The sequence below is a fragment of the Streptomyces sp. NPDC042100 genome (assembly GCF_055582325.1).
Window position 1 is genome coordinate 1 of the sequence record NZ_JBVJDK010000011.1, and the last position, 12,393, is coordinate 12,393.

Genomic DNA, 12,393 nt, shown 5'->3' on the forward strand with positions numbered 1-12,393 from the left:
GAGTTCTCAAGGTGCGGACGCTTCCTTTGTACTTACCCTCTCGGGCTTTCCTCCGGGCGCTTCCTTCGTTCTTGCGTTTCCGACTCTATCAGATCCTTTCGGGCCTGATTCCCAGTCGGCGGGATTTTGTCTTTCCGGCTGTTGGGCCGTTCCGACGTCTCAAACTCTAGCGGATTTTCCCGGCGACTCATAATCGAGTCTTTCGAAATGAATTTCGGCATGCCGAAATTCTTCCCGGTTGGGAGATCGTGCTGAGTTGAGGTTGCCGCTTTCGCGGCGGGATGGCTGCCCTGGAACCTTCCGGCTCCGTGACAACTCGGAGAACACTACGCGTCCCGGCGGGTCGCGTCAACCCTCAGTCGAGGTCGGTCAGCCGGCCGCCGGCGTCCGGCTGGGTCAGCTCCACGCGGCGGAGGAGACGGATCAGCATCTCGCCCAGGACCCCGCGCTCCTCGGTCGACAGGTCCTGGAGGAGCTCCTCCTCGAAGTCCGTCGCCATCCGCATGGCCTCCAGCCACTTCTGGCGGCCCTCGTCGGTCAGCTCCACGATCACCCGCACCCGGTTGTTCTCGTCGCGGTCCCGGGTGACCAGGCCCTCGCCCGCCATGCGGTCGATGCGGTGGGTCATCGCGGCCGGGGTGAGGCCGAGGCGCTTGGCGAGCTCGCCGGGGCCGAGGCGGTACGGGGTGCCGGAGAGGACGAGGGTCTTGAGGACCTCCCACTCCGCGTTGCTGATGCCCAGGTCGGCGACCTGGCGGCCGTACGCCACGTTCATCCGGCGGTTCAGTCGGCCCAGCGCGGAGACCACCTGCTCGACCTGGGGGTCGAGGTCGCGGAACTCGCGCTGGTAGGCGGCGATCTGCTCGTCGAGGGTCGGCTCCTGCGGGGACCGCGTGCCGGACTGCTCGGGGGTGTCGGACATGCGGCCGAGTATTCCACGGAGCTCGTTGGCGTTGAAGTCCTTCTATGTGTATTGTTAAGGATCGAATTTTAGTGTTGAAGTCTTCAGGGTTCACAGCTACAAGCCTGTAACCCGCGACCGAAGTGGGTGAAGTGTGACCAAGGCGATGGGCGCCGCGATGCGCCGGATTCAGGCAGGAAGCGCACTGAGCTCCTTCGGGCTCGGCTTCACCGTGCCGTACCTCTATGTCTACGTCGCTCAGGTGCGGGATCTGGGCGCGGCCACCGCGGGCATCGTGCTGGCCGTCTTCGCCATGGCCGCGCTCGTGGTCCTCCCCTTCAGCGGCCGGGCCATCGACCGGCGCGGGCCCGTGCCGGTGCTGCTCGTGGCCTCCGGCCTCGCCTCGGTCGGCGCGCTCGGGATGGGCTTCGCCTATTCCGTGCCCGCCGCCGTCGGCGCCGCCGCGCTGCTCGGTGCCGGTGCGGCCGTGATGCAGCCCGCGCTCGCGACGATGATCGTCTGGTGCTCGACGCCGGAGACCCGTACGCGCTCCTTCGCCACGCAGTTCTTCCTGCAGAACCTGGGCCTGGGTGTCGGCGGCCTCATCGGCGGCCAGATCGTCGACGTGAACCAGCCGAGCAGCTTCCTGCTGCTCTTCTCCATCGAGTCCGTGATGTTCCTGGTCCTCGGCGCGATCGCGCTGACCACCCGGATGCCCGCGGCGGCGGCCTTCCAGGGCGCGCGGCCGGCCGGTGAGAAGGGCGGCGGCATCAAGGCGCTGCTCCGGCACAAGGCGATGGTGCAGCTGTGCGTGCTGGGCTTCGTGCTCTTCTTCGCCTGCTACGGACAGTTCGAGTCGGGTCTCGCGGCCTACGGCACCGAGGCCGCCGGCATCGCGCCGTCGACGCTGGGCATGGCGCTGGCCGCCAACACGGCCGTCATCGTGGCCGCGCAGTTCCTGGTGCTGAAGTTCGTCGAGCGCCGCAAGCGGACCCGGGTCATCGCCGCGGTCGGCCTGATCTGGACCCTGGCGTGGCTGATCGCCGGGTACGCGGGCCTGGGCCACGGCAGCCAGGCGATGGCGACGGCGGCGTTCATCTCCACGTACGCCCTCTTCGGGCTCGGTGAGGCGATGTTGTCGCCGACCGTGGCACCGCTGGTGGCGGACCTGGCGCCGGAGTCCATGGTCGGCACGTACAACTCGGCGTTCGCGCTGGTCAAGCAGCTCGCGCTGGCGGTCGGGCCGGCCGTGGGCGGGCCCATGGGGGCCTCGCTGCACGGGCCGTACATCGTGACCTTCGTGCTGTTCTCGCTCGGGATCACCTTCCTGGCCGTGCGGCTCGGGAAGCAGCTCACGCCGGTGCAGAACCAGCCGTCGCTGGCCGCGAAGACCTCGCGGGTGGTGGCGAAGCACCAGCCCGCGAAGGAGACCACGGCCGTCTGATCCCCCGTACCGGGATCAGTCGGGCAGGGCGAACTCGCACCACACCGCTTTACCGCCGCCGGGGGTCCGGCGGCTCCCCCAGGACGAGGCGATCGTCGCGATGATGGAAATCCCGCGACCCGCCTCGTCCTCCGTTTCCGCCCGGCGGCGGCGCGGCAGGTGGTCGTCCCCGTCGGTGACCTCGATGATCAGGCGCCGGTCGGTGCGGCGCAGCCGCAGGCGCATGGGCGGGCTGCCGTGCTGGAGGGAATTCGCCACCAGCTCGCTGGTGGCGAGGACGCCGAGGTCGCACAGCTCCACGGGGAAGCGCCAGCTCGCGAGGACGCCGGAGGCGAAGGCCCGCGCGCGCGGGGCGGCCTCGACGCCGCCGAGCAGTTCGAGCGCCGCGTTGTGGAAGAGCTCGGCGACGGCTCCCTTGCGGGCGGGGTGCTGGACGACGAGGACGGCGACGTCGTCGTCGTGCTCCGCGGTGACGCCGAGGGCGCGGAGCAGCCGGTCGCAGACGACCTGCGGGGTGCCGGTGGCGCCGGAGAGGGCGCGCTCCAGGGCGGCGACGCCCTCGTCGATGTCCTCGCGGCGGCGCTCGACCAGGCCGTCGGTGTAGAGGACGGCGGTGGAGCCGGGCGGCAGGGCGATGGTGCCGGAGGTGTGGAGCCAGCCGCCGGTGCCGAGCGGGGGTCCGGTGGGGTCGGCGGCGCGGCGGACGGTGCCGTCCTCGTGGCGGACGAGGATCGGCAGGTGGCCGGCGGAGGCGTAGACGAGCTTGCCCTCGTTGGGATCGTGGACCGCGTAGACGCAGGTGGCGATCTGGCTGGCGTCGATCTCGGCGGCGAGGCCGTCGAGGAGCTGGAGCACTTCGTGCGGGGGCAGGTCGAGGCGGGCGTACGCGCGGACGGCGGTGCGCAGCTGGCCCATGACGGCGGCGGCGCGGACGCCGCGGCCCATGACGTCGCCGATGACGAGCGCGGTGCGGCCGGCGCCGAGGGTGATGACGTCGTACCAGTCTCCGCCGACGGCGGCGTCGGCGACGCCGGGCTGGTAGGTGGCGGCGAGGCGCAGGTCGTCGGGCTGCTCCAGCTCCTGCGGGAGGAGGGAGCGCTGGAGGGTGACGGCGGTCTCACGGTGGCGGCGCTCGCTCGCGCGCAGCCGCTCGGCGGCCTCGGCGTGGTCGGTGACGTCGGCGGCGTGGACGAGGACGCCGCCGTCGGGGAGGCGGGGGCTCTCGACGGGCAGGCAGGTGACGGTGTAGGAGCCGCCGTCCTGGGTGCGGCGGGACTTGACCGTGCGGGGCTTGCCGCTGCGCAGGACCTGGTCCATGAGGGGGAGCAGGCCGAGCTCCTCCGCCTCGGGGCAGGTGTCGGCGACGGTGGCGCCGGCGGGGCGGGGGCCGAAGGCGGCGGCGTAGGCGTCGTTGACGTACGCGATGCGGTGCTCCGGGCCGTAGACGAGGGCGACGAGGCCGGGGAGGCGGCCGACGATCTCGCGGACGGTGAAGTCCTCCAGGGCGGGCACCCCGGTGGGGTCGGCGGGCCCGGTGTCCGGGGTGTCGGCGTGCTCCAGCTGCGGCCCGTACTCCCCGCGGGCCGCGGGCACGGAGCCTTCGGTGCCCCGCGCCGCGCGGCGCTGCGTGCCGGGAAGCCGGGCGCTCCAACGGGTGAAGTTCACGGATCTCTATGCCTCGTGGTGTCGTTGCCGTGCAGAGTCACTCTGTGCAGGTGTGAGCCCACCTATGGTCACACGTCCAGTGTGGACGAGTGCACTGACAGTGATGTCAGCCCGAGGGCTCGTCCTCGCCGGACGGCTTGGGCGCGGGCGGTGGTGCGGCTGCGAGTTCGAATTCGGCACGCGGGTGTTCGAGTGAGCCGAGGGACACGATCTCGCGTTTGAACAGGCCGGAGAGGGTCCATTCGGCCAGGACGCGGGCCTTGCGGTTGAACGTGGGGACCCGGCTGAGGTGGTAGGCGCGGTGCATGAACCAGGCCGGGTAGCCCTTGAGCTTGCGGCCGTAGACGTGGGCGACTCCTTTGTGGAGCCCGAGCGAGGCTACGGAGCCGACGTACTTGTGTGCGTATTCCTTGAGCGGTTCGCCACGCAGCGAAGCGGCGATGTTCTCCGCCAGCACTTTGGTCTGGCGGACGGCGTGCTGGGCGTTGGGCGCGCAGTCGCGGCCGGGCTCGGCGGCGGTGAGGTCGGGGACGGCGGCGGCGTCGCCGGCGGCCCAGGCGTGTGCGACACCTTCGACGGTGAGGCGCGCGGTGCAGCGGATACGGCCGTGCTCGGTGCGGGGCAGGTCGGTGGCGGCGACGAGCGGCGCGGGTTTGACACCGGCGGTCCACACGACGGTGCGGGTGGGCAGGCGGGTGCCGTCGCTGAGGACGGCGACGCGGTCCGCGCAGGAGTCGAGGCGGGTGCCGAGGCGGACGTCGATGTTCCGGGCGCGCAGCTCGCGGACGGCGTAGCGGCCCATCTCCTCGCCGACCTCGGGGAGGATCCGGTCGGAGGCCTCGACGAGCACCCAGCGCAGGTCCTCGGGCTTGATGTTGTGGTAGTACCGCGCGGTGTAGCGGGCCATGTCCTCCAGCTCGGCGAGGGCCTCGACACCCGCGTAGCCGCCGCCGACGAAGACGAAGGTGAGGGCGGCGTCGCGGATCGCGGGGTCGCGGGTGGAGGAGGCGATGTCCATCTGTTCGATGACGTGGTTGCGCAGGCCGATGGCCTCCTCGACGGTCTTGAAGCCGATGCCGTGGTCGGCGAGGCCGGGGACCGGGAGGGTGCGCGAGACGGAGCCGGGGGCGATGACCAGTTCGTCGTAGCGGAGCCGGACGTGCCCGGTGCCCTCCTCTTCGGTGGCGAGGGTGGAGAGGGCGACCTCCCGCTTCGGGTGGTCGACGGCGTGGACCTCGCCGATGACGATCCGGCAGCGGCCGAGGACCCGGCGGAGCGGGACGACGACGTGACGCGGGGAGAGGGAGCCGGCGGCGGCCTCCGGAAGGAAGGGCTGGTACGTCATGTACGGCTCGGGGGTGACCACGACGATCTCGGCCGTGCGGCTTCTGAGCTCGGCCTTCAGCTGCCGCTGGAGGCGCAGCGCGGTGTACATCCCGACGTAGCCACCGCCGACAACGAGAACGCGCACAGGTTCGGTCACCGTCCCATGACGCAACGCCGTCCGGGGTTTGTCCACAGGCCCGGCAAATTGTGTGACCGGAGCGGTGCGGAGGCGCGGGGTGGCGAAAGGCGCGTGCGTGTGGTGAACCACGCAGGTCAGGGTGGGGACGGGCGGTGGGACGGGGGGTCGGAATCGGGAGGGTTCCGGGCCTTGCTCCGATCGGGGGGCGCACCGTACGGAACTGCCCCTTCTGAATTGACCCGGACTCAACTATGTTCGTACCTCGTCGGAGTGTCGGATCGTCGTGCGTGGACCACGGGCGCGGCACGGTTCGAGCTCCGTGTCAGGGCGGGGAGTCTCCGGGGGGAGACATCATGAGCGGGGGAACGCTTATGCAGATTCAGGATTCGTATGGGCAGGTCCGTACGGCGCAGAGCACGGTGAACGGGCGGTCGGCGCCGCTGCGCGTGGACGCGCAGCGCAATCTGGAGCATGTGCTCCGCGCCGCGCGCGAGGTCTTCGGCGAGCTGGGCTACGGAGCCCCGATGGAGGACGTGGCCCGCCGCGCCCGCGTCGGTGTCGGCACCGTCTACCGCCGCTTCCCGAGCAAGGACGTGCTGGTCCGGCGGATAGCCGAGGAGGAGACCGCGCGGCTCACCGACCAGGCGCGGACGGCCCTCGGCCAGGAGGACGAGCCGTGGTCGGCGCTCTCCCGCTTCCTGCGCACCTCGGTTGCCTCGGGCGCCGGTCGGCTGCTGCCGCCGCAGGTGCTGCGGGTGGGCGTGGACGAGGTGCTGCTCCCGGCAGGCGCGCCGGAGGACGCGGCACGGGTTCCGGCGCAGCGGGTCTCGGTGGCGCCGGGCGCTCCCGCGGTGAACGGCTTCGGTGACCTGGGCGAGCAGCGGGTCGTCGGGCCGCGCGCGGTGCCGGCGGCGGAGCAGGACGACGCGGGGGCCGCGGAGCTCCTGGAGGTCGTCGGCCGGCTGGTGGACCGGGCGCGTGAGGCGGGCGAGCTGCGGCCGGACGTGACGGTGTCCGACGTGCTGCTGGTGATAGCCACGGCCGCGCCCGCGCTGCCGGACGCCGCGCAGCAGGCGGCGGCCTCGTCGCGGCTGCTGGACATCCTTCTGGAGGGTCTGCGCTCGCGGTAGGCGGACGCTCGCGCGCACGACGGGCAGGCCGTCGAGTCGAACACCGGGGTGACGGGTCGTTGGTCCGAGTGACCACCGGCCCTCACACGAACGGATGACCGGTTACGCCCGGGGACGGTAAGTCGCCCCGGACGAGTGGTAAGTGGACGCGGGGGTTCGGCATGCCCGCGCTCTGTGGCAGGCTTGGCCGGTGTTCGGGTCCGAGCGTGCATACGGGGGCTTCCGCGATGAGCGGTGACAGTCGGGACGAGACGCCGGGCGCCGGTGGCACCACGGAGGCCGGGAGCCCGTCCTCCGCCCAGGTGCCCAGCCAGGGCCGACCCGTCGGGGCCCCGGGCGGTCCGGGCGCGGGCGGCGGGCCGGCCTCGGAGGCCAGCGTTCCGCAGCAGCGCGAGGGCGGGGCCTTCGCCGCTCACGGTTCCGCTTCCGTACCGGCTTCCGGGTCCACTTCCGGATCGCCCGCCGGCGGTCCGTCCGGTGCCGTCTTCGACGAGCACGAGGGCGTGCTGCCGCCGAACGACCTGCCGCCGTCCGACGCCGAGCTCGTCCAGCTGATGCGGGACGGCGACGACAGCGCGTACGAGGAGCTGTTCCGGCGCCACTCCGAAGCCGTGCGCCGCTACGCCAGGACCTGCTGCCGCGACGGGCACACCGCCGACGACCTGACCGCCGAGGTCTTCGCCCGCACCCTCCAGGCGGTGCGCGGGGGCGCCGGGCCCGAACAGGCCGTGCGCGCCTATCTGCTGACCACCGTCCGCCGGGTCGCCGCGAACTGGACCAAGACGCAGAAGCGCGAGCACCTGGTCGAGGACTTCGCGGTGTTCGCCGCCGAGGCCGCCCGCGGCTCCGAGGTCTCCGACCAGGACACGCTCGACCTCGGCGCCGACGTGCTCGCCATGCACGAGGCCGAACAGTCGCTGGCCATGCAGGCGTTCCGCTCGCTGCCGGAGCGCTGGCAGGCGGTGCTGTGGCACACCACCGTCGAGGAGGAGTCGCCCAGCGAGGTCGCCCCGCTCTTCGGCCTCACCGCCAACGCCACCGCCGTACTCGCCAGCCGGGCCCGCGAGGGGCTGAAGCAGGCGTATCTCCAGGCGCACGTCAGCCAGTCCCTCACCGCGGGCGGCGACTGCGCCCGCTATGCCGACCGGCTCGGCGCGTTCGCGCGCGGCGGGCTGCGGATGCGGGCGGAGCGGGGGCTGCGCAAGCACCTCGACGAGTGCGCCAAGTGCCGGCTCGCCGCCGGTGAGCTGGCACACGTGAACGCCGGGATCCCCGCGATCCTGCCGATCGCGGTCATCGGCTGGTTCGCCGCCGGCTACTCGCTCAAGGCGGCAGGCGTCGTCGCGGGCGGGGTGGCGGGCGCGGGCGCCGCCGGTGCCGCCGCCGCAGCCACCGGCGCCGGGACCGCCACCGGTTCGGCCGGGGCCACGTCCGCCGCGGCCGCCGAGGGGCTCGGCATCCCCGCGAAGGCGGGCATCGCCGCCGTCGCCGCCGTCGCCGCGACCGCCGGTCTGGTCTGGGCGCTGACCGGGGCCGAGCCGGAGCCGGTCGCCCAGCCCACGGCCACGCCCTCGGTCGTCGCCCCCGTCGTCCCGGCGCCGCCCCCGCCGAAGCCCAGCCCGAAGCCGACCCCGCCGCCCGTGCAGGCGCCGCCCCCGCCGCCGAAGCCCGCGCCGAAGCCGACCCCGTCGAAGACCGTCCGGCCGAGCCCGAAGCCGACGCCGTCCCCGACCCCGAAGCCCAAGCCCTCGCCCACCCCGCCGAAGCCCTCGGCCACGCCGTCCCCGAAGCCGCCCCCCAGCCCGGCACCGGCCGTCTACCAGATCAACCGGCTGGAGTACGGGATCTTCGGCGACGGCACCAAGCCGGAGGTCCGGCTGGGCGAGAGCAGCTGGATGTGGCAGCGCTCCCGGCTGTCCATGGGCGGCACGCCGTACGCGCACGGAGTGAGCGTGCACGCCCCGTCCTCCCTGCTGATCGACCTCAACCGGCAGTGCACCGCCTACGACGCGGTCGTCGGCATCGACGACATCACCCTGCCGCTCGGGGTCGGCGGCGTCCGCTTCGCGGTGTACGGGGACGACGAGCGGCTGTGGCGCTCCGAGGTGATCCGCCCCGGCGACGCGCCCGTCCCGGTGCACGTGGACATCGAGGGCCGCAAGCAGCTCCGGCTCGTCGTCGAGGAGCACACGCCGTTCGGCCGGGCGGCGGTCGCGGACTGGGCCCGGTCGCAGATCAGCTGCTCCTGAGGGCCCCGCCCCCCGGCCGCTCCGCCGCGTACGGCTCCGCCAGGGCCAGCACCTCGTCGGTGCCGAGGCCGCGGCCGGCGGCCCGCTGCGCCGCGCAGACCTCCGCGCCGAGGGCGGCGCGGGCCCGGGCCATGACCTCCTCGGTCTCGCGGATCTCGGACACCGCGCGCGGGATCTCCGTACGCCAGCCGTCGCAGGCGCCCAGGATCCGTACCGCCGCCGTCTGCTCGCCCGCCAGGGAGAGCGCGGTGGCCAGGCCCTCGGCGAGACCGGCCGTGATGAACTCGGAGCACTGCGCCAGCAGGGCGTCGCGCAGCGCCGCCGCCGCCGCGCCGACCGCGAGCCGGCCACCGCCCTCGTACGCCTCGATGCGGGCGCCCAGCCCGGACACCACGGCCACGAAGTGCGGCGGCGGGGTGCCCGAGCCGATCAGCGCGCCCGCCTCCTCCACATGACGGCGTGCGGCGGCCACGTCCCCCTGGTCCAGGGCTATGTAGGCGCGCAGGAAGCCCACGTACGTCCCGGTGTCGCCGGTGCGCAGGCTCTCGGCCTCGGCCGCCGCCCGGTCCAGGCCCCGCGCGGCGGCGGCCGGGTCGCCCTCGCGGAAGTCGAGCTCGGCGAGCCGGGCGAGCAGGAACGGTGCCTCGGCGTGCGCGCCGACCTCGCGGGCCAGCGCCAGCGCCTCCTCGTACGCCTCGCGGGCCCGCGCGTACCGGCCGCGCATGATGGCGGCCTCGCCGGTGGCGCTGGCGACCTGGGCGCGCATCCAGCGGTCGCCGACCTCGCGGGAGAGGACGTGCAGCTCGGCGAGGTCGGCGTCGATGCCGGTCAGACCACCGGGCATGTCCACGGCCATGTGGGCGCGGAACATCAGGCTGACGCCGATCTCCCACTCCCCACCGTGGCGGCGGGCGTTGGCGACGGCGAGGTCCATCAGGGCACGGACGTCGGCGGGCGTGTCGGTCAGATACGCCGTGAACGGCCACAGCAGCCCCGGGAAGCGGGCGGACTCGGGGCCGGGCTCGACGGCGAAGGCGGCCCGCAGCCGGGCGATGGTCGCGGCGGTCTCCGGGGCCTCGCGGTAGTCGGCGACGACCTGGCTCTCGATCGCGAGGAAGAAGTGGAGCATCCGCAGCCGCATCCGGGGCCAGTGGCGCGGATCGGCCGGGTCCTCGGGGTCCGTGCCGAGGGCGAGGGCCCGTTCGGCCCAGGCGAGGCCCTCGGGGCGGTAGTTGCGCAGCCACCAGAACCAGCCCATGGCGAAGACCAGCCGGTGGGCGGCGGCCTCGTCGGGGGCGGTGGCGGTGGTGCGGTGCAGGGCCGCGCGGATGTTGTCGAGGTCGCGCTCGATCCGGGTGATCCAGGGCAGCTGCTCGCCCGAGCGCAGCAGCGGCTCGGCGGTCTCGGCGAGGGCCGTGAAGTGGGCGGTGTGCGCGGCCTCGGCGGCGGCGCGCGGCTCCGGGGTCTCGGCGGCACGCTCGGCCGCGTACTCGTGGATGGTCTCCAGGAAGCGGTAGCGCATCTCGCCTTCGTCCGTCGGGGTGGCGACGACGAGCGACTTCTCGACGAGGGCGCCGAGGACCCCGAGGGTGTCGGCGGCGGGGTCCGGGTCGAGGGCCTCGGCGGCGGCCAGGTCCCAGCCGCCCGCGAACACGGCGGCCCGCCGCAGCAGCGCGCGCTCCCGCGCGTCCAAGAGCTCCCAGGACCAGTCGACGACGGCCCGCAGGGTCTGCTGGCGGGGCAGCACGGTGCGGGAGCCGGAGGTGAGGAGGCGGAAGCGGTCGTCGAGGCGGTCGGCGATCTGGCGCGGGGTCAGCAGCCGCAGCCGGGCGGCGGCGAGCTCGATGGCGAGCGGGAGGCCGTCGAGGCGGCGGCAGATCTCGTCGACGGCGGCCAGGTCGTCCTCGACGCGGAAGCCGGGCCGCACCGCGCGGGCGCGCTCGGCGAAGAGCCGGTGGGCGGGGCGGGCGGGGAGGGGCTCGACGGGGCGGACCGACTCGCCCGGGACGCCGAGGGGTTCACGGCTGGTGGCGAGGATCCGCAGCCCGGGGCAGTGGGTGAGGAGGGCCTCGGCGAGCGCGGCGGCGGCCCCGATGACGTGCTCGCAGTTGTCGAGGACGAGCAGCAGCGGGCGGTGCGCCAGGTGCTCGACGAGGCGGGCGGTGGGGTCGTCCTGGACGGGCTGGCCCTCGCGGGTGATGAGGTGGGTCTCGCGCAGGCGCAGGGCGGACAGGACGGCGCCGGGTACGGCTCCGGGGTCGTCGAGCGGGGCGAGCTCGGCGCTCCAGGCGGCGGGGCCGACGGCCTGCCGGGCGGCCTCCTCGGCGAGCCGGGTCTTCCCGGAGCCGCCGGGGCCGGTGAGCGTGACGAGCCGGGAGCGGCCGAGCTCCGCGCGGAGCTCGGCCAGCTCGGGCTCGCGGCCGACGAAGGAGGTGAGGCGGGGGCGGATGTTGCCGGGCTCGGGGGCCGGGGCGGCGGGCGCCCGGGTGCCCGGCGGGGCGTCCCCGGCGAGGAGCTCTGCGTGCAGGGCGGTGAGCTCGGGGCCGGGGTCGGCGCCGAGCCCGTCCGCGAGGGTGCGGCGGGCCTCCTCGTAGGCGGCGAGGGCGTCGGCGGGGCGGCCCTCCGCGCGGAGGGCGCGGATGAGCTGGGCGTGGAAGGTCTCGTCGTAGGGGTGCGCGGCGGTGAGCTCGGTGAGCTCCGGGACGAGCCCCGCGGTGGCGCCGCGCAGCAGGTCGGCCTCGACGCGCCGGCGGAGCGCGGCGAGCCGCTGCGCCTCGGGGCGCACACCGGCGTGCGCGGGGAGGTCGGCGAGGGCGGGGCCTCGGAAGAGGGCGAGGGCGGTGCGGAGCAGCTCGGCGGCGGTGGCGGGGTCGCCCGCGTCGAGCCGGGCGGTGGCGTCCCGGACCCGGCGCTCGAAGACGTACAGGTCGATGTCGTCGGGCTCGGCGACCAGCCGGTAGCCGCCGGGGCCCGAGGCGACGGCGTCCTTGCCGAGGGCCCTTCTCAGCCGTCCGACGAGGGCCTGGAGCGCGGCGGGGGCGTCGTGCGGCGGCTCGTCCCCGTACACGTCGTCGACGAGCTCGCCGACTGACGCCGTCCGTCCGCCGCGCACCGCGAGCGCGGCGAGCAGCGCCCGCAGCCGGGCCCCTCCGAGGGGCAGCGGGGCGCCGTCGCCGTCGAGGGCGTCGGTGGTGCCGAGGATGAGATACCGCACCGGGCCATTGTCGCGGCTGGGGGTACGGGACGCCTCGGGGTTTCCCCGGAGAGGGGCGCTCGGGGGGGGGGCGGGCGGGCCGGGGAGGTCAGAACGCCGAGGTGTCGAGGTCGAAGCCGAGGGGGTCCGGGAGGGGGACGACCGCTCCCGGCTGGTCGGAGGAGGTGTGCCGGTACGCGTCCACGGAGGGCTCCCAGCAGACGACGACCTGAGCCGCCTCGCGGTCGATGAGCAGAGAGACGGGGATGTCCGCGTTGGCGTATCCCCGGATCTTCTCCACGCGGTCCCGGCCGGCGGTGGAGGGCGAGGTGACCTCCCGGGCCGA

Annotated in this window: 8 protein-coding genes; 3 read left to right on the forward strand and 5 right to left on the reverse strand. The window is 74.2% G+C overall.

Features of this window, described 5'->3' with window-relative positions:
• Positions 1–355 precede the first annotated feature (355 nt).
• Positions 356–922 (reverse strand): MarR family winged helix-turn-helix transcriptional regulator, encoded by a 567-nt coding sequence (locus ACZ6J5_RS24130; RefSeq protein ID WP_469394761.1) that lies wholly within the window; start codon positions 920–922, stop codon positions 356–358.
• Between the two features lie 145 nt (positions 923–1,067).
• Between ACZ6J5_RS24130 and ACZ6J5_RS24135 the strand changes: the two genes are divergently transcribed.
• On the forward strand, positions 1,068–2,345 hold the full coding sequence (locus ACZ6J5_RS24135; protein ID WP_469395214.1) for an MFS transporter: 1,278 nt from the start codon (positions 1,068–1,070) through the stop codon (positions 2,343–2,345).
• A gap of 15 nt (positions 2,346–2,360) precedes the next feature.
• Here ACZ6J5_RS24135 and ACZ6J5_RS24140 read toward each other — a convergent pair whose 3' ends face one another.
• Both ACZ6J5_RS24140 and ACZ6J5_RS24145 read right to left on the reverse strand, forming a co-directional pair.
• Complete coding sequence (locus ACZ6J5_RS24140; RefSeq protein WP_469394763.1) at positions 2,361–4,010, reverse strand: ATP-binding SpoIIE family protein phosphatase; 1,650 nt, start codon at positions 4,008–4,010, stop codon at positions 2,361–2,363.
• 106 nt (positions 4,011–4,116) lie between these two features.
• Positions 4,117–5,493, reverse strand: coding sequence for an NAD(P)/FAD-dependent oxidoreductase (locus tag ACZ6J5_RS24145; protein WP_469394765.1), 1,377 nt, complete (start codon positions 5,491–5,493; stop codon positions 4,117–4,119).
• A gap of 353 nt (positions 5,494–5,846) precedes the next feature.
• Between ACZ6J5_RS24145 and ACZ6J5_RS24150 the strand changes: the two genes are divergently transcribed.
• Both ACZ6J5_RS24150 and ACZ6J5_RS24155 read left to right on the forward strand, forming a co-directional pair.
• The gene (locus tag ACZ6J5_RS24150) at positions 5,847–6,605 is read left to right on the forward strand and encodes a TetR/AcrR family transcriptional regulator (protein ID WP_469394767.1); all 759 of its coding nucleotides are present in this window, start codon (positions 5,847–5,849) and stop codon (positions 6,603–6,605) included.
• 227 nt (positions 6,606–6,832) lie between these two features.
• Positions 6,833–8,854 (forward strand): sigma-70 family RNA polymerase sigma factor, encoded by a 2,022-nt coding sequence (locus ACZ6J5_RS24155; protein ID WP_469394769.1) that lies wholly within the window; start codon positions 6,833–6,835, stop codon positions 8,852–8,854.
• Here ACZ6J5_RS24155 and ACZ6J5_RS24160 read toward each other — a convergent pair.
• Together ACZ6J5_RS24160 and ACZ6J5_RS24165 are read right to left on the reverse strand one after the other, a co-directional pair.
• Entirely contained in the window at positions 8,841–12,068 is a 3,228-nt protein-coding gene (locus ACZ6J5_RS24160; protein WP_469394771.1) for an ATP-binding protein, read from the reverse strand. The two genes, ACZ6J5_RS24155 and ACZ6J5_RS24160, sit on opposite strands and share 14 nt — an antisense overlap.
• A gap of 88 nt (positions 12,069–12,156) precedes the next feature.
• On the reverse strand, positions 12,157–12,348 hold the full coding sequence (locus tag ACZ6J5_RS24165) for a hypothetical protein (protein ID WP_469394773.1): 192 nt from the start codon (positions 12,346–12,348) through the stop codon (positions 12,157–12,159).
• Between the last annotated feature and the right edge of the window lie 45 nt (positions 12,349–12,393).

Coding starts and splice junctions, on each gene's coding strand:
- ACZ6J5_RS24135 (WP_469395214.1), top strand. CDS start 1,068: ATGGGCGCCGCGATGCGCCGGATTCAGGCAGGAAGCGCACTGAGCTCC.
- ACZ6J5_RS24150 (WP_469394767.1), top strand. CDS start 5,847: ATGCAGATTCAGGATTCGTATGGGCAGGTCCGTACGGCGCAGAGCACG.
- ACZ6J5_RS24155 (WP_469394769.1), top strand. CDS start 6,833: ATGAGCGGTGACAGTCGGGACGAGACGCCGGGCGCCGGTGGCACCACG.
- ACZ6J5_RS24130 (WP_469394761.1), bottom strand. CDS start 922: ATGTCCGACACCCCCGAGCAGTCCGGCACGCGGTCCCCGCAGGAGCCG.